Raw genomic sequence first — 14897 nt, forward strand, 5'->3', positions numbered from 1 at the left:
CGGGAGAGGGCGCAAGGATGTGACGTACTACCCCACATCGGAGAAATGTCCGAAATGACCCGATGGAGCGCCTTCTATGCTCTTCTGGGCGGCCCCACGGGCCACTATCGCCTTTAGTATGTGATCTGGCTCCTATGGGGTGCTTCACAGGCTCGACCCCCCTCCGTGTTACCCAGGTCACGCGTTCAGCCCGGTTCGGAGGCCAGGATGATGCCCTCGCAGGGCGACTCTCTTAAGGAGGCGGAATGGGTGGAACCGCGCGGCAGGTCGACTTCGTGACCGAGGGGCCCGTGCCGCACGCGCTGGACGTGCGCTGGATCCATGGATCGGAGTCGGCGAAGCACAACACGGACCCGGACATCCAGGTGCACCCCTATGACGAGCACACGGTCGTCCTGCGCCAGAACATGGCCGTGCATTACGAGGCACCGTTCCTGTTTCTGCTGTTCGGCAACGCACGCGCCGTACTCATCGACACGGGAGCCACCGCGTCCGCCCAGTACTTTCCCCTGCGCCGGGTCGTCGACGAGCTCATCGAGGACTGGCTGGCCGGGCACCCCCGGGACACCTACGAACTCCTCGTCCTGCACACGCACGCCCACGGGGACCATGTCGCGGGAGACGTCCAGTTCGCCGACCGGCCCCACACGCGCGTGGTCGGGGCGGATCGTGACAGTGCCTGGGAGTTCTTCGGGTTCGCGGACGACCAAGGCCGAGTGGCCCGCGTCGACCTGGGCGGCCGCGTGCTGGAGTGTCTGGCCACACCCGGCCACCATGCGGCGGCCGTCACGTACTACGACCCGCACACCGGGTTCCTGCTCACCGGTGACACGGTGTATCCGGGGCGGCTGTACGTCGAGGACTGGGCGGCGTTCACCGAGTCCATCGATCGCATGGTCGAGTTTGCGGCCACTCGTACGGTCACCCATGTGCTGGGCTGCCACATCGAGATGAGCAGCAAGCCGGGCGTCGACTACCCAGTCCTGACGACCTGTCAGCCGGACGAGCCACCGCTGGAGATGACAGTCGGGCAACTGCGGGACATCCGCCGCGCGATCGAGGAGATCGGCGACCGGCCCGGCCGCCACGTCTTCCCCGACTTCATCATCTGCCGCTCGGACGACTGAGCGCCCCGGCCTACCACGCGGGCCGTCACCGGCAATCCATGAGGGGGTCTGTCTCCGCCGACGGATGATCAATAACCTGGTGGGCGTTGCCTGTTACTCACCGAGGGAGCTTCATGTCCACCGCACAGGTCCCCGACATACTGTCGCCGGAGTTCGCCGAGAATCCGTACCCGGCCTACGCGGCCATGCGTGAGCACTCTCCGCTCATCTGGCACGAGGCCACGCAGAGTTACGTCATCTCGCGGTACGCCGATGTCGAGCGCGTCTTCAAGGACAAGGAGTCGCAGTTCACGACGGACAACTACAACTGGCAGATCGAGCCGGTGCACGGCAAGACGATCCTCCAGCTCAGCGGGCGTGAGCACGCGGTCCGCCGTGCCCTCGTCGCACCGGCGTTCCGCGGGAGCGACCTCCAGGAGAAGTTCCTGCCGGTCATCGAGCGCAACTCCCGCGAACTGATCGACACGTTCCGCGCCACCGGCTCCGTCGACCTCGTGGACGCGTACGCCACCCGCTTCCCCGTCAACGTGATCGCCGACATGCTGGGCCTGGACAAGGCGGACCACGCGCGCTTCCACGGCTGGTACACCACCGTCATCGCGTTCCTCGGCAACCTGTCCGGGGACAAGGACGTCGCGGCGGCCGGTGAGCGCACCCGCGTCGAGTTCGCCGAGTACATGATCCCGATCATCCGGCAGCGCCGGGACAACCTCGGCGACGACCTGCTCTCCTCGCTCTGCGCCGCCGAGGTCGACGGCGTCCGCATGAGCGACGAGGACATCAAGGCGTTCTGCAGCCTGCTCCTCGCGGCCGGCGGCGAGACCACCGACAAGGCCATCGCCAGCATCTTCGCCAACCTGCTCACCCACCCCGAGCAGCTCGACGCCGTCCGCAAGGACCGCACGCTGATCGCCCGCGCCTTCGCCGAGACGCTGCGCTACACCCCGCCCGTCCACATGATCATGCGCCAGTCGGCGACCGACGTGGAGGTGAGCGGCGGCACGATCCCCGCGGGAGCGACCGTCACCTGCCTGATCGGCGCCGCCAACCGCGACGCGGACCGCTACACGGAGCCGGACCGCTTCGACATCTTCCGCGAGGACCTCACCGCCACGAACGCGTTCTCGGCGGCGGCCGACCATCTGTCCTTCGCGCTCGGCCGGCACTTCTGCGTCGGCGCGCTGCTCGCCAAGGCCGAGGTCGAGATCGGCGTCGGCCAGCTCCTCGACGCGATGCCGGACGTGCGGCTCGCCGACGGGTTCGACCCGGTGGAACAAGGGGTGTTCACCCGCGGCCCGCAGTCCCTGCCGGTGCAGTTCACGCCCGTCACTGCGTGAACCACGCGGCCGGGAACGGCAGTTGACCGGTCCCGGCCGCGCGGTGTCCGCAGGTCTCAGTGCGACACGGGAGTGAACTGCACCGGCAGCGCGGTCAGTCCGCGCATCCAGATCGACGGGCGCCAGGTCAGTTCCTGCGGCTCCATGGCGAGCACCAGGTCGGGCAGCCGCTCGAGCAGCGTCTCCACCGCCGTACGGGCGATGACGTCCGCGAGGAGCGGGGCCGGATACGGGCAGCGGTGCTCGCCGTTGCTGAACGACAGATGCGCCGAGTTCTCCGCGCCCACCTGGGAATCGGGCCAGATCTGCGGATCGGTGTTGGCCGCCGCGAGGCCGAGCACCAGACAGTCGCCCGCCCGGATCTGCCGCCCGCCCAGCTGCGTGTCGCGCACTGCCCACCGGCCGATGAAGTTCTGCGTGGGCGTGTCCAGCCACAGCACCTCGTTCAGCGCCTGACCGACGCTGAGCCGCCCGCCGGAGACGTTCAGCGCGAACCGCTCGTCGGTCAGCAGCAGACGCAGCGTGTTGCAGACCCAGTTGGCCGTCGGCTGCTGCGCCGCCGCGATGACGGAGATCAGGTCCTGGACGACCTCTTCGTCGGTGAGGCCCGCCGGGTGCGCCAGCATCCGTGACGTGACGTCAGGACCCGGCGACTCCCGCTTCTCCTTGACCAGTTGCTGGATGCGCGCGCCCACCCGGCCGTACGCGGCCACCGGGTCGTCGCCCTCCGCCGCGTCCAGGGAGATCCGCAGATCGTCCACCAGCTGCTCGGTGTCGGTGCTGCCCGCGGGCATCCCGCAGAACTGCACCGCCGCCCGCATCGGCAGGGCGTGCGCGAAGGCGGCCATCAGCTCGGCCCGGCCGCTGCCGGCGAACGCGTCGATGAGCTGGTCGGCGATGCGCTCGCAGTCGCGGGCGAGTTCGAACTGGTCGACCGCTTCGAGGGCCTGAGTGATGACGCCCGCGCGCCGCTGGTGCTCGGCGCCCTCCGTGAACAGGACCGACGGCTGGTAGCCGACGAACGGCATCAGCGGCCAGTCGGCCGGGATGTGCTCCCACTGGTTCCAGCGCCGAGAGTCCCGGGCGAACAGCTCGTCGTGGCTCGTGACATACGTGACCTCGGGATAGCCGAGGACCAGCCACGCCGGGATGTCCCCGTCGAGCAGGACGGGCGCGATGGCGCCGTGCTCCCTGCGCAGGGACCGGTACAGCTCCGAGGGGGTCTGCTGGTACTCCAGGCCGCTGAGGGCCACCGCGCCGGAGTGGGCGGGGCAGCCGGGCGGCGGGGTCGCGTCGGTCATGGTGTCTTCTCCCGGGCCATGGCCAGTTCGTAGAGGTGGTCGACGAGGGTGATCAGGACGTGCTTGCCCGACGACCTGACGCGCGCGTCGCAGTCGATCAGCGGCACGTGCTCGGGCAGCGTGAGCGCCTGGCGGATCTCGTCGAGGGAGAACCGCGTCCCGTCGCCGTCGAACCGGTTCACGGCCACCACGAACGGCGTCCTGTGGTGCTCCAGACGGTCGATGGCGTACCAGGAGTCGCTCATCCGCCGCGTGTCGACGAGCACGACCGCGCCGAGCGTTCCCGAGAACAACCGGTCCCACAGGAACCAGAAGCGCTCCTGCCCGGGGGCGCCGAACAGATAGAGCACCATCCGCTCGGTGAGGCTGATGCGCCCGAAGTCGAATGCCACCGTCGTCGTGGTCTTCGAGGAGACCGCGGCAGGCTCGTCGACGCCGACGCCCGCCTGCGTCATGACCTCTTCGGTGTTCAGCGGCCGGATCTCGCTGACGGACCGGACCAGGGTCGTCTTGCCGACGCCGAACCCGCCCACGATGACGATCTTGAGCCCGGTCTCGGCGACGTCGGCAAGCGGCGTACGGGAGGGCAGCTCAGAGGTTGCGGAGTCCATGCAGCACCTCCTTGAGAAGGGCGGAGTCGGGGAGCGAGGCGACGGACCGCGCCGCGCGTGGATGCCGGGCGGTGATACGGCCCGTCGCGAGGAGATCGCCGAGCAGGATGCGCACCACCGTGATCGGCAGCTTCATCTCGGCCGCGATCTCGACCACGGCCGCCGGATGCCGGCACATGTCGAGGATGCGGACCTGTTCCGACTGCATCCCCGGCGTGGGCTCACACTCGGCGACGACCAGGGTGACCAGATCGAAGGTGTCGTCGTCGGCCCGGCTGCGGCCACCCGTGACCGTGTAAAGCCGGTCCGGGTCACCGGTGTCGACGGGCCGGCGCGTCATGAGGACGCGCTCTCTCCGTCGTCCGTCCGCGGCTCGGCCCGCAGGTGCTCGCCGATCTGCTCGACGAGCTCGCTCATCCGGTGGCCGACCACGCCCGGGTCGGCGCCGCCCTCGGCGATCACCGCGAGATGCGCGCCCTCGCCCGCCTCGACGATGAACAGCAGACCGCCGTGGAACTCGGTCATCGAGTGCCGTACACCGCCCGTCCCGTCACCGAACTCCACCGAGGCGCCCTGGGCGAGTGCCTGGATGCCGGAGCAGATGGCCGCGAGCTGGTCGGCCTGGTCGAGGGTCAGGTGCTCGCTCCAGCACAGCTTCAGACCGTCCCGGGAGAGCACCAGGGCGTGGCGCGTGCCGGGCGTGCGGTCCAGCAGGCTCTCCAGGAGCCAGGTCAGGCTGTTGTCAGTGGTCCGCATGGCGTGTGGGGCGGGTTGTGCCCGGCGAACCGGTCACCAGCCCGTGCCTCCAATCAAACGTTCTCGTACGGGGGATGGGGGCGCCGGTGCCCGGGCGCGTGCGGGGAGCGGGGCGGGCTACTCGGCCGGCGACTCGTCGGCCTGGTGGGGCACCTCGGGCGACGTGCCGGGCGTTTCGTCGCGGGCGCGCCGCGAGCGGTGGAAGGCGCCGAACTGCGCACCGGCGTCGCGCGGCGCACGCACGGACTCCTCCGCGGGCGCGCCGCCTTCGGCGGGGGCACGGTCCTTGCGGTCGCGTTCGGCCGAGGCCATGGTGCGCCCCGGCGCCCGTACCGGCAGGCCGCCCGGCGTCGCGGACGGCGGGTCCGCCTGGGCGGGAATCCCGGGCGTGGTGTCGTCGGACGTCTGCGGCGCGGGGTCCGGTGCCGTCACAGGTGCGGCGGGGGCGGCGGCGCGGCGGACCGGGGGCTGCTGCGGGGCGGGGTCGCGCTGCTGGGCGAGCAGCTGCGGCGGAAGGAGGACCACGACACCCGTGCCGCCGCGGGAGGACGGCCGGAAGTTCACGCTCATCCGGTACTTGGCGGCGAGGCGGCCCACCACGGCGAGGCCGAGCCGGGTGCCCTGGAGCGAGGCCAGGTCCGTCTCGCGGCCCGACACCGCGGCCTCGGCCCGGCGCATGGCCGCGTCGGCCATCTTCAGGCCGCTGTCCTCGATCGTCACGACGATCCCGGCGCTGCGCTCCTCGACATAGACGTGGACCTCGTCGATGGGCGGCGAGAAGTTCGCGGCGTTGTCCATCAGTTCGGCGAGGAGGTGCATGACGCCCTCGGCGGCGAAGCCGGCGATCGCGGCGTTCGTGGCGCAGTGGAGCCTGACCCGCTGGTAGGCGGCGATCCGGCCGACCGCGCCGCGCAGGATGCTCTCCATGACGATCGGCTTGTTCCACGCGCGGCTGGCGCGGCCGCCCATGAGGAGGGCCAGCCGGTCGGTGAGCAGGCCGAGTTGGGACGTGTTGTGGTCGAGCCTGAGCAGATCGCCGAAGACCTCCTCGCCGTGCCGGTCCTGCATGTCGCGCAGATCGGCGAGCATGCTGACCGACTTGGCCTGCACCCGGCTGAGGGCCTTGGCGCTGGCGGCCTGGGCGGCCGCTGCCCGCCGCTCGCTGGTGGCGAGTTCCCGTACGAAGGACTCCGTCAGGGTGCGCAGGTGCGCGTCGTCGGGGTGGTCGAGGCCCGAGAGGACCGCGTCGGCGGTGGAGCCCTCGCGCAGCGCCGCGACGGCGGCCGGCAGGGTCGCGGTGGCCAGCTCGTCCAGGTCGTGGTCGGTGCGGGCGATCCGGCGGGCCGTGTCCTGAGCGGTGGCCACTGCGGACGCCTCGCGCCGTACGGCGTCGTCCAGTTCGGCGGTGAACGCCTCAAGTGCCTGGCGCAGTTGGTGGTCCGCGGGCGGCGCGGTGGCGGCGAGTGCCTCCTCGGCGCCCGCGCCGTCCCGCAGCCGCTTCGACACGGAGGGGAGCGTGACGTTCACGAGATGGGCGGCCTCGGCCCCGCGCTGCGTCAACTGCTGCTGGAGCGCGAGCGATTCGCCCTGGGCGGCGTCCATGGCACCACGGGCGCGCTGCTGGAGCAGGGCGCCCGTGATGAGGGAGGCGGCCATGCAGAGCCAGCTGACCAGGAGCGTGACGAGCACCCAGGTGCGGGCGGCCTGCGGAGCCGCGGCGGTCACCGCGCCGACGGTCGCTGCGGCCACCACGAGGACGGCGAGGGGGACGGCGAGCGTGGAGCGCAGCGACGTGGGTGTTCGGCGCGGCCTCGGGAGGGCAGGCACTGGCATTCCGCGGTCCCATCGGTGCTTGCGTGCGGGAAGGTCGTGGCCGATCGGCTCGGGTCGGCCGCACGGCCGGTCCCATCAACGGGATGGTGATCTTCCGGCACGTATGTGGCGCTCATGCTAGCCACCGCGCGCGGTGTGAGAACCGGGACAATGAACGCAGAGCGCCCGGCGGCGAAGTTCGTCGCGAAGTCGCCAGCCTGTCGGGGGCCCGTGGTAACGGCCTTCGCCGCCAGGGTGTGTCAAATGGGGACAGGTGTACGGGTGTTGGGTGCGGCCGGGCGTGAGTGGGCTCGGGCCGGGGCGCGTTCACCGGTGCGTTGGCCGGTGAACGGCTGCCCTGAGCGGCTCTCGCGTTACTGCCGGGAGGCTGTTTTCAGCCAACCCCGGCCGGATGCGCCGTGCCGCGTCATGCATGTGGAGCCTCGGGGGTGCCGTTCGGCCGGCCTCAATGGGGGCGATTGTCGGCAAAGCGCGGTTGGTCAGGGGCGGAACGGACGTACGGCGCACTTGCCTCGTGCGTGACGGTTGGCGGATGGACCGGTCAGTCCTCGTGCGGGGCGCGCGTCCTGCGCCACAGCACGTAGGCGGCCCCGCCCGTGAGTGCCGCGCCGAAGCCGATCCGGCCCAGGTCCAGGCCGCCGTCCGCGGTGCTGCCGACTCCGGCGCGTGCGCCGCGATAGCCGTCGCGTGTCACGTTCATCGGGGTGCTCCACTCCCTGCCGTCGGGGCACGCTCCCCGCACGGACATCTGCGAGCTGGTCCCGACCTCGCCGGCAAGGCGTGCCGTCCCCCGGTACTGGGTGCGCCCGTCCCGCCCGCTCCCGCCGCCGTACACGGGGAGTGTGACGGAGCCGGCGGCGAAGGCCTCGGAGCGGGCCGTGATGGAGCCCCGGCCGCCGCCGGCGCAGGAGACCGTGATGTCGACGGAGGACGCGGCCGCCACCGTGGACGGCGAGAGGAAGGCCTCCGGGAAGGAGCCGCCGTCCTGCCGGTCGCGGGTCCCGTCGTCCGAGCCCCGGTCGCGGGTTCCGTCGTCCGAGCCCCGGTCGCGGGTTCCGTCGTCCGAGCCCCGGTCGCGGGTTCCGTCGCCCGAGTCGGAGCGGATCAAGGGGTCGGTCCGGCCCACCGAGTCGGTCCGGCCCACCTCATCGGGTGCGGTCACCGAGGCGGGCGCTGTGACGGGGTGCTGTGCGGCTGCGGTCCCGGGCGCGAGCGCGGTGAGGCAGGCGGTCGTCGTGATGACGGTGGCTATCGGGCAGAACATGAGGCGTCTCCGGTCCCTGTGCCGCAGCGGCAGGGGGAGCTGCGGTCCTGGTCAGGACGCTAGTGAGCCCGGGCGGACGGCGCCTGCAGGATTAGGCCGATCGGAGGTCGACCCCGTCGGCGGCCGGCTCGCGATATCCGGCCGCGGCGGCCGCCACGAGCAGGGTGCCGACGAGGAGCGGCCAGCCGAGGCCGTGGTGCAGCACGAGCAGCGCGCCGAGCGCGGCGCCCGCGAGCATCGCCACCACGGAGACGATCCGCCGCCCCGCCCGCGGATCGGTGCCGCCCGCGAGCGAGGACTCCGAGGCGAGCCCGGTCAGCGTCATCGTGAGGACCGTCGTGGTCATGTCCGGGACCGCGAGTTTGCGCACGGTCGCGTTGCGCAGCCCCATCGCCCATGCGAGGACGGCGATGAGCGCGTACGTCGCCCCGCCCGGCCACGCGAACGCGACGACCGTCGCCACGGCGAGCAGGGCCGCCTCGGTGACGAACACCGACCGCACCCAGGTCTCCCGCGCCCGCCCGGCGAACACTCCGGTCAGCCGCCCGGCGCACACGGCCCCCGCGAGGAACGCGCCTAGGGAGGTGAGCGACCCGAGGACGGAGAACCCGGGAGCGCCCGCGGCGGCGAAGCCGATGATGACGACGTTGCCGGTCATGTTCGCCGCGAAGACGTGGCCGAGGCCCAGATAGCTGACCGCGTCGACGAAGCCGCTCACGACCGTGAGGACCGTGAGGGCCGCGGGGAGGGCGGACCTGCGTGGCACGGGCGCGGGCGCCGCTGAGGGAACGCTGGCTTCACTCACCCGCACGACCATACGGAGTCCCGGTCCCGGCGGCCCGCCGGATCAGGTCCGCACGGCCCACCGTTCCTCGACCTTTGCGAGCCGCCAGTACCCGATGGCGGCCGCCCAGACGACGATGAACAGGCCCACGATGATGAACCCGACGTTGTCCAGGTCGAGCCCCGCTATCCAGCCGGTCACCGAGTCCCGCAGGTCGAGCTTGTCGTGCAGGACGCCCACGAGCTCGATGGTGCCGATCAGGAACGCGACGGCGATCGAGAGACCGGTGATGGCGAGGTTGTAGAACACCTTGCGCACGGGGTTCGAGAACGCCCACTGGTACGCGAAGTTCATGAACGTCCCGTCCAGGGTGTCGAACAGGCTCATTCCGGCGGCGAACAGGAGCGGCAGGCACAGGATCGCGTACCAGGGCAGTCCGGCCGCCGCGCCGCTGCCCGCCATCACCATCAGCGTGACCTCGGTCGCCGTGTCGAAGCCGAGGCCGAAGAGGAAGCCGAGCGGGTACATCTGGCCCGGCCGGGTGATGGACTTGGTGAACCGGCCGAGGATCCGGTTCATGAACCCCCGTGAATCCAGGTGCTGTTCGAGCTCCGCCTCGTCGTACGAGCCCGCGCGCATCGCCCGGAACACCCGCAGGATCCCCACCAGGGCGACGAGGTTGAGCGCCGCGATGAGGTAGAGGAAGGACCCGGAGATCGTGGTGCCCATGACACCGAGCGTCTGATGGGTGGCGGAGCCCTCGTTCATGATCCGCCCGGCGAGCTGGGTGCCCCCGGCGATCAGCGCGGCGAGCACGACCACCACGCTGGAGTGCCCGAGCGCGAACCAGAAGCCCACCGACACCGGGCGCTTGCCGTCGGCCATCAGCTTGCGGGTCGTGTTGTCGATCGCGGCGATGTGGTCCGCGTCGAACGCGTGCCGCATGCCCAGGGTGTACGCGGTGACGCCGAGGCCGATGCCGAAGGCCTTCGACCCCACCTCGTAGTGCTCCGGCACGACGAGCAGGAACAGCACCCCGAACGCGACGACATGGAGTGCGGCTATCACCGCCAGGAGCCCGGCGGTGCGGACGGTGTCCTCGCGCCGCCAGTGGAACGCGTCGCGTCCGGTTTCCGGGGACTTCACGGACAGGGTCATGCGGTCACGCTCCAACACCTCGTGGAATCACTTCGTGAGATGCCGTGGCCGGTCTCCTGGCTGACGGGTGTCCGCGTCCGCCCCTGCCTTCCCAGCTGCGCGCGGCAGCCAGTGGCGTGGTGGGGCGAGGCGTCCCGAGTCGTCTCGTTGCCGAGGGACCCGGGGCCCGATCACAGTGGCGAGGGCCGCTTCGGTCTGGGTCCTTTGAGGGACCGTCACCGAATTCCCGAGCACCACGGCCCGCCCACAGTAGAGTCCGGTCGGCGACGACTGCAAGGCTGCACAGCTGCGTAGGTGTGCGCGGGTATTCAAGATCACATCGGCGGCTGCGAGGATGGGGCCATGCATCTCGTCCCTGCCGAGCGCGCCGACCGCCGCACGATCGACGGCCACCGGGTCTGCGAGGCCATCGCCGCCATCGGTGAGCCAGGACATGTCCGCGCCTGGGCCGACCGGTTCTCCCTGCTCGCCGATCCCCGGCGCCTCGCGCTGCTGCTCGCGCTGTACCGGGCGGGGCCGCTGGCCGTGTCGGATCTCGCCGTGGCCACGGGCATGAACGACCCGGCGGTCTCGCAGGCGCTGCGGCTGCTGCGCGCGGCCGGTGTGGTCGAGGGGGAGAAGGAGGGCAGGATCGTGCGCTACCGCGTCGTCGACGCGGCGACCGCGGACCTGCTCGAGCACTGCGCTACGGACGGCGCGCACTGAATCGACACGTGCGCGCCGTCGCAGGGGTCCGCGGTTTCAGTCCCCTCGGGCGGCGGCCCGGCGGCGCGCGGCGGCGATCTCCGCGTAGGTGAGGTCGCGGCCCTCCCAGTGCGAGCCCTCGACCGACTTGCCGGGCTCCAGGTCCTTGTAGACCTCGAAGAAGTGCGTGATCTCCAGACGGTCGAACTCGGGGATGTCCTCGATGTCCCGCAAAGACGCATGGCGCGGATCGTGCGCGGGCACGCACAGGACCTTCTCGTCCATGCCCTTCTCGTCCCGCATCACGAACATGCCGATCGCCCGGCATTCGACGGTGCAGCCGGGGAACGTCGGATCGCCCACCAGGACGAGCGCGTCGAGCGGATCGCCGTCGCGCCCGAGGGTGCCGACGATGTATCCGTAGTCCGCCGGGTACTGGGTGGAGGTGAACAGCATCCGGTCGAGCCTTATCCGGCCGACGGAATGGTCCATCTCGTACTTGTTGCGGGAGCCTTGGGGGATCTCCACGGTGACGTCGAACGCGTGGACCGCGTCGGTGCCGTGGGCTGCGTCGGTGTGTCGGACCTCGTTGTCCAAGCCGGCCTCCTCGTCCACCCCGAGTGTGCTCCCGGGAGTGCGGGCGCGTCAGCCGATCGGGAACTCCAATTCGGGCCTGTCCCACATCACGGCGGGCGGATCGGCGGCCGCGGTGCCGGTGCGGACGGCTCCCGTGCTGCGGTAGAAGCCCTCGGCGGGCGGGTGCGAGACCACACGGACCGAGGTGAGTCCGGCGGCGCGCGCCTCGTCCTTCATATGGGCGACGAGCAGCCGCCCGATGCCGAGCCCCTGCGCCGCGTCGGCGACGAACATCAGGTCGAGCTCCGGCGGCACGAGCGTGAGCGCGTAGAACCCGAGCACCAGGTCATCGGTGCCGGCCGCGACGAAGACGCGATGGGCCTCGATGTAGTCGGGCCCCACCCGGTAGCCGGCCACCATCGACGCGTACGGGGCCTCGTAGGCGCGGGACGTACGGACGAGCCGGGTCAGCCGCTTGGCGTCGCGCGCGGTCGCCCTGCGCACCCGGACCGTCCCGGCGTCCGCCACGCCCCCCGCGGATGTAATGCTCGAAGTCATACTGAGAGTATTACGCATCCTGTCGCGCCGATCTACCCCGGACGGTGAACGGCGGCCGTCTCACGCGGTGGGAACGGTGGACTGCACCTGCCGCAGGAACGTCGCGTTGTCCGGCGTCTGCCGGATCCGCTCGACAAGCGTCTCGAGCCCGGCGTGCCCGTCCCGCGACTGAAGCGCGCGCCGCAGACCTCGTACGACCGCCAACTCGGCCTCGGGCAGCAGGAGTTCCTCGCGGCGCGTGCCGGACTGGGTGAGGTCGACGGCGGGGTGGATCCGGCGCTCGGCGAGAGTGCGGTCGAGGCGGATCTCCATGTTGCCCGTGCTCTTGAGCTCCTCGAAGAAGTAGTCGTCGGCGCGGGAGCCGGTGTCGACGAGCGCCGTGGCGAGGATGGTCAGCGAGCCGCCCTCCTCGGCGAGCCTCGCCGCTCCGAAGAACCGCTTGGGCCCGATCAGCGCGGAGGCGTCGACACCGCCGCTGAGCGTACGGCCGCCGGACGAGGCCGTGTTGTTGTGGGCGCGGCACAGGCGCGTCAGGGAGTCGAGGAGGATGACGACGTCCCGGCCGCCCTCGACGAGCCGCTTGGCACGCTCGACGGCCAGTTCGGCCAGCGCGATATGCGCCTTCGCGGGCTGGTCGAAGGTCGAGGCGAAGACCTCGCCGCGCACCGAGCGCCGCATGTCGGTGACCTCCTCCGGCCGTTCGTCGAGGAGCACCACCATCAGATGGGCCTCGGGGTGGTTCGTGGCGACGGACGCGGCGAGCTGCTGGAGCAGCACCGTCTTGCCGGTCTTGGGCGGCGCCACGATCAGCCCGCGCTGCCCCTTGCCGATGGGGGTGAACAGATCGACGACGCGGGGCGTCACGCCGCCCCTCGCGGTTTCGAGACGCAGCTGCTGCCGCGGGTGCAGGGGAGTGAGGTCACCGAACCGGGGCCGCCCGCGCAGCTCCTGGACGGGGCGCCCGTTGACGCGCTCGACCTCGACGAGGACGCGCGGCCTGCCGCACGTCCCCTGGAGCAAGTCGCCCTTGCGCAGGCCGAGTCGGCGGATCAGGGCGGCCGGCACCTGGACGTCGTGCGATGTCGGCAGGAGGTCGGCGAGGCGCAGGAACCCGGGCCCGTTGCCCGAGATGTCGAGGACGCCCGCGGCATGGACCGCGACCTCCTTCGGCTGCGTCGTGAACGCCTTTGTGGTGGTGGGGGGTTCGAGTGTGGTGGTCATCGGAATCGGTCCTTTCGCGGACGTTCGTACGAGAGCATGAGAGAGGGGGATCCGGCGGGATCGGGGCGGTGACTGCACGCCCCGCGAGGCGGGCGGGCGGAGAGGCCCGTGAAAGCCCTGAGAAGCCTGTGGCCGGGGAGAAGCGATGCGGGGTACGGCGCGTCGGCGCCGCCTGGCGCATCGCTGACATCGATTCGACGAATCCCGCTGTCGCGGCGATTCGGAGAGGGAGACTGGCACTGGCGCCGAAGAGGCGGCTAGCACACGTGCCATTGGCACTGTAACACCATGGGGGCGCCGTCCCGCAAGGGCTCACGTCACGGGCCGCCGTTCTCAGCCGGCCCTTCACCCCTGCTCGACCCCTTGAGCAGAGCCCCCGCGACGCCGGGCGCGGCCTATGCTGAGCCCCGATGTTCGCACCCGAAGGCCCCACAATCCGGGAGCTCGCCGTCCAGGCGCTGTCCTCCGTCGAGCACGGCTACGACCTGCTCGCCCCCAAGTTCGACCGCACGCCGTTCCGCACGCCCCGGTCGGTCCTCGCACCCGCGACCCGTGCCCTGCGCGGCATGGGCCCCTTCGAGCGCGGACTCGACCTGTGCTGCGGGACCGGCGCGGGGTTCGGCGTGCTGACGCAGGTGTGCCGCGAGCGGCCCGTCGGGGTCGACATCAGCGCGGGCATGCTCACGGCGGGCCGCGCGGCCCACGGGAGCAGCGCGGACCTGGTGCGCGGCGACGCCCTCGCGCTGCCCTTCGGACCGGCCTTCGACCTGGTCGTCAGCTTCGGGGCGTTCGGCCACTTCCTGCCGCGGCAGCGGCCCGCCCTGTTCGCCCAGGTCCACTCCGTGCTGCGGCCGGGCGGACGCTTCGCGTTCCCGGTGCCGGCGCCCGCGCGGCCCGGCTCCCGCGGCTACTGGTCGATGCTGGCCTTCGACGGCGCGATGCGGGTCCGCAACGCGCTGTGGCGGCCGTCCTTCGTCATGTACTACCGCGGCTTCCGCCTCGGCGACGTGCGGAGCGAGCTGGTCAGGGCCGGTTTCGACGTGGAGCTCCGGGCGCTGCCCGAACTCGGCGAGCGCTCCGACGGCAGCCCCAGGTGCCGCCTCCTGGTGGCCACGAAGACCGGCGCGCCCCGCTAGGGCCTCTCGTTTGGATCATGCCGGGCTTGGCCCTAAACGGCGGTCTCGGGCTCCCCGCCCGCCTGCCGTACGTCCTCGTGGAGATGCACGATCAGCCAGCGGCCGACCGAGAGGTCCTTGCGCAGGACCGCCGTGTTCCGCAGCAGCTCGGGACGGAGCGGGGTGCCGTTCGGGCCGGGCGCGTACGCGACGCGCAGCCAGTAGCGCAGGACCGCCGTGTCACCGAAGACGTCGACGACCGGGTCGTACGGGCGAAGCCCGCTCCCCGCGTGCCCGTCCCCGGACTCGGGCCGCTCGTCCCGCACCCGGTCCAGGTCCGGCTTGCCGAGCAGCAGCGGCTCGGTGGCCGGGTCCCAGATCGTGGCCTCCGGGTCGAGCCGGGCGTCGATCTGGGCGCGGTCCCCGGTGGCGTACGCCTCGTACATGCCGGTCACGACGGACCAGACGGCGGCCACGTCGCCGGGCGCCGCGCCCGGCCTGGCCAGTGCGGGGCGGGCGGACACGGCGGACTCGGGCATGAGGGCTGCTCCTGGTCGGACGGGGGAGGCGCG

Annotated in this window: 16 protein-coding genes and 1 riboswitch; of the genes, 4 read left to right on the forward strand and 12 right to left on the reverse strand. The window is 71.5% G+C overall.

From position 1 onward, the window contains the following. Positions 1-245: 245 nt before the first annotated feature. Both OHA58_RS33080 and OHA58_RS33085 read left to right on the forward strand, forming a co-directional pair. Positions 246-1127 (forward strand): MBL fold metallo-hydrolase, encoded by an 882-nt coding sequence (locus tag OHA58_RS33080; protein WP_405483341.1) that lies wholly within the window; start codon positions 246-248, stop codon positions 1125-1127. Positions 1128-1240: 113 nt separating this feature from the next. Further along, entirely contained in the window at positions 1241-2464 is a 1224-nt protein-coding gene (locus OHA58_RS33085) for a cytochrome P450 (protein ID WP_405483343.1), read from the forward strand. Positions 2465-2520: 56 nt separating this feature from the next. Here the strand turns inward: OHA58_RS33085 and OHA58_RS33090 are convergent, their stop codons facing one another. The 8 genes from OHA58_RS33090 to OHA58_RS33125 all read right to left on the reverse strand — a co-directional run bounded on the left by OHA58_RS33090 (position 2521) and on the right by OHA58_RS33125 (position 10171). Then, positions 2521-3765, reverse strand: coding sequence for a cytochrome P450 (locus tag OHA58_RS33090; protein ID WP_405483345.1), 1245 nt, complete (start codon positions 3763-3765; stop codon positions 2521-2523). Next, a complete protein-coding gene (locus tag OHA58_RS33095) occupies positions 3762-4376 on the reverse strand; it encodes an ATP/GTP-binding protein (protein ID WP_266667251.1) in 615 nt (204 codons plus the stop codon). Before OHA58_RS33095 ends, OHA58_RS33090 begins: the two co-directional genes overlap by 4 nt. Next, a complete protein-coding gene (locus tag OHA58_RS33100) occupies positions 4357-4716 on the reverse strand; it encodes a DUF742 domain-containing protein (RefSeq protein WP_376252563.1) in 360 nt (119 codons plus the stop codon). Before OHA58_RS33100 ends, OHA58_RS33095 begins: the two co-directional genes overlap by 20 nt. Next, positions 4713-5132, reverse strand: a complete 420-nt coding sequence (locus OHA58_RS33105) for a roadblock/LC7 domain-containing protein (RefSeq protein WP_405483348.1) — start codon at positions 5130-5132, stop codon at positions 4713-4715. Before OHA58_RS33105 ends, OHA58_RS33100 begins: the two co-directional genes overlap by 4 nt. A 117-nt stretch (positions 5133-5249) precedes the next feature. Beyond that, a complete protein-coding gene (locus tag OHA58_RS33110; RefSeq protein WP_405483349.1) occupies positions 5250-6965 on the reverse strand; it encodes a sensor histidine kinase in 1716 nt (571 codons plus the stop codon). 541 nt (positions 6966-7506) lie between these two features. Next, positions 7507-8229 carry a hypothetical protein gene (locus OHA58_RS33115; protein WP_405483350.1) on the reverse strand — a complete coding sequence of 241 codons (723 nt, stop codon included), beginning with the start codon at positions 8227-8229 and terminating at the stop codon, positions 7507-7509. 91 nt (positions 8230-8320) lie between these two features. Continuing rightward, positions 8321-9034, reverse strand: a complete 714-nt coding sequence (locus OHA58_RS33120) for a YoaK family protein (RefSeq protein WP_405483351.1) — start codon at positions 9032-9034, stop codon at positions 8321-8323. A 42-nt stretch (positions 9035-9076) separates the two neighbouring features. After that, a complete protein-coding gene (locus OHA58_RS33125; protein ID WP_405483353.1) occupies positions 9077-10171 on the reverse strand; it encodes a HoxN/HupN/NixA family nickel/cobalt transporter in 1095 nt (364 codons plus the stop codon). Between the two features lie 28 nt (positions 10172-10199). Beyond that, positions 10200-10424, reverse strand: a riboswitch (cobalamin riboswitch). Positions 10425-10513: 89 nt separating this feature from the next. Between OHA58_RS33125 and OHA58_RS33130 the strand changes: the two genes are divergently transcribed. Beyond that, entirely contained in the window at positions 10514-10876 is a 363-nt protein-coding gene (locus OHA58_RS33130) for a metalloregulator ArsR/SmtB family transcription factor (protein ID WP_100597286.1), read from the forward strand. 36 nt (positions 10877-10912) lie between these two features. Here the strand turns inward: OHA58_RS33130 and OHA58_RS33135 are convergent, their stop codons facing one another. The 3 genes from OHA58_RS33135 to rho all read right to left on the reverse strand — a co-directional run bounded on the left by OHA58_RS33135 (position 10913) and on the right by rho (position 13210). Next, positions 10913-11347 carry an inorganic diphosphatase gene (locus tag OHA58_RS33135; RefSeq protein WP_405485307.1) on the reverse strand — a complete coding sequence of 145 codons (435 nt, stop codon included), beginning with the start codon at positions 11345-11347 and terminating at the stop codon, positions 10913-10915. 153 nt (positions 11348-11500) lie between these two features. After that, entirely contained in the window at positions 11501-11989 is a 489-nt protein-coding gene (locus OHA58_RS33140; RefSeq protein ID WP_405483356.1) for a GNAT family N-acetyltransferase, read from the reverse strand. Between the two features lie 60 nt (positions 11990-12049). Then, positions 12050-13210 carry a transcription termination factor Rho gene (gene rho, locus OHA58_RS33145; RefSeq protein ID WP_405483357.1) on the reverse strand — a complete coding sequence of 387 codons (1161 nt, stop codon included), beginning with the start codon at positions 13208-13210 and terminating at the stop codon, positions 12050-12052. A 410-nt stretch (positions 13211-13620) separates the two neighbouring features. Here rho and OHA58_RS33150 point away from each other — a divergent pair, with 410 nt between their 5' ends. Next, the gene (locus OHA58_RS33150) at positions 13621-14346 is read left to right on the forward strand and encodes a class I SAM-dependent methyltransferase (RefSeq protein ID WP_405483359.1); all 726 of its coding nucleotides are present in this window, start codon (positions 13621-13623) and stop codon (positions 14344-14346) included. A 32-nt stretch (positions 14347-14378) separates the two neighbouring features. On the opposite strand, the gene OHA58_RS33155 is transcribed toward OHA58_RS33150, so the two are convergent. Beyond that, positions 14379-14864 carry a DUF4440 domain-containing protein gene (locus tag OHA58_RS33155; RefSeq protein ID WP_405483361.1) on the reverse strand — a complete coding sequence of 162 codons (486 nt, stop codon included), beginning with the start codon at positions 14862-14864 and terminating at the stop codon, positions 14379-14381. Positions 14865-14897: the final 33 nt, after the last annotated feature.

The sequence above is a fragment of the Streptomyces sp. NBC_00009 genome, from assembly GCF_045040855.1.
GTDB lineage: Bacteria > Actinomycetota > Actinomycetes > Streptomycetales > Streptomycetaceae > Streptomyces > Streptomyces aureus.

What these genes read in the sequence shown, in the direction of transcription:
- OHA58_RS33080 (WP_405483341.1), top strand. Translation starts at nt 246, where the DNA reads ATGGGTGGAACCGCGCGGCAGGTCGACTTCGTGACCGAGGGGCCCGTG.
- OHA58_RS33085 (WP_405483343.1), top strand. Translation starts at nt 1,241, where the DNA reads ATGTCCACCGCACAGGTCCCCGACATACTGTCGCCGGAGTTCGCCGAG.
- OHA58_RS33090 (WP_405483345.1), bottom strand. Translation starts at nt 3,765, where the DNA reads ATGACCGACGCGACCCCGCCGCCCGGCTGCCCCGCCCACTCCGGCGCG.
- OHA58_RS33095 (WP_266667251.1), bottom strand. Translation starts at nt 4,376, where the DNA reads ATGGACTCCGCAACCTCTGAGCTGCCCTCCCGTACGCCGCTTGCCGAC.
- OHA58_RS33100 (WP_376252563.1), bottom strand. Translation starts at nt 4,716, where the DNA reads ATGACGCGCCGGCCCGTCGACACCGGTGACCCGGACCGGCTTTACACG.
- OHA58_RS33105 (WP_405483348.1), bottom strand. Translation starts at nt 5,132, where the DNA reads ATGCGGACCACTGACAACAGCCTGACCTGGCTCCTGGAGAGCCTGCTG.
- OHA58_RS33110 (WP_405483349.1), bottom strand. Translation starts at nt 6,965, where the DNA reads ATGCCAGTGCCTGCCCTCCCGAGGCCGCGCCGAACACCCACGTCGCTG.
- OHA58_RS33115 (WP_405483350.1), bottom strand. Translation starts at nt 8,229, where the DNA reads ATGTTCTGCCCGATAGCCACCGTCATCACGACGACCGCCTGCCTCACC.
- OHA58_RS33125 (WP_405483353.1), bottom strand. Translation starts at nt 10,171, where the DNA reads ATGACCCTGTCCGTGAAGTCCCCGGAAACCGGACGCGACGCGTTCCAC.
- OHA58_RS33130 (WP_100597286.1), top strand. Translation starts at nt 10,514, where the DNA reads ATGCATCTCGTCCCTGCCGAGCGCGCCGACCGCCGCACGATCGACGGC.
- OHA58_RS33135 (WP_405485307.1), bottom strand. Translation starts at nt 11,347, where the DNA reads ATGGACCATTCCGTCGGCCGGATAAGGCTCGACCGGATGCTGTTCACC.
- OHA58_RS33140 (WP_405483356.1), bottom strand. Translation starts at nt 11,989, where the DNA reads ATGACTTCGAGCATTACATCCGCGGGGGGCGTGGCGGACGCCGGGACG.
- rho (WP_405483357.1), bottom strand. Translation starts at nt 13,210, where the DNA reads ATGACCACCACACTCGAACCCCCCACCACCACAAAGGCGTTCACGACG.
- OHA58_RS33150 (WP_405483359.1), top strand. Translation starts at nt 13,621, where the DNA reads ATGTTCGCACCCGAAGGCCCCACAATCCGGGAGCTCGCCGTCCAGGCG.
- OHA58_RS33155 (WP_405483361.1), bottom strand. Translation starts at nt 14,864, where the DNA reads ATGCCCGAGTCCGCCGTGTCCGCCCGCCCCGCACTGGCCAGGCCGGGC.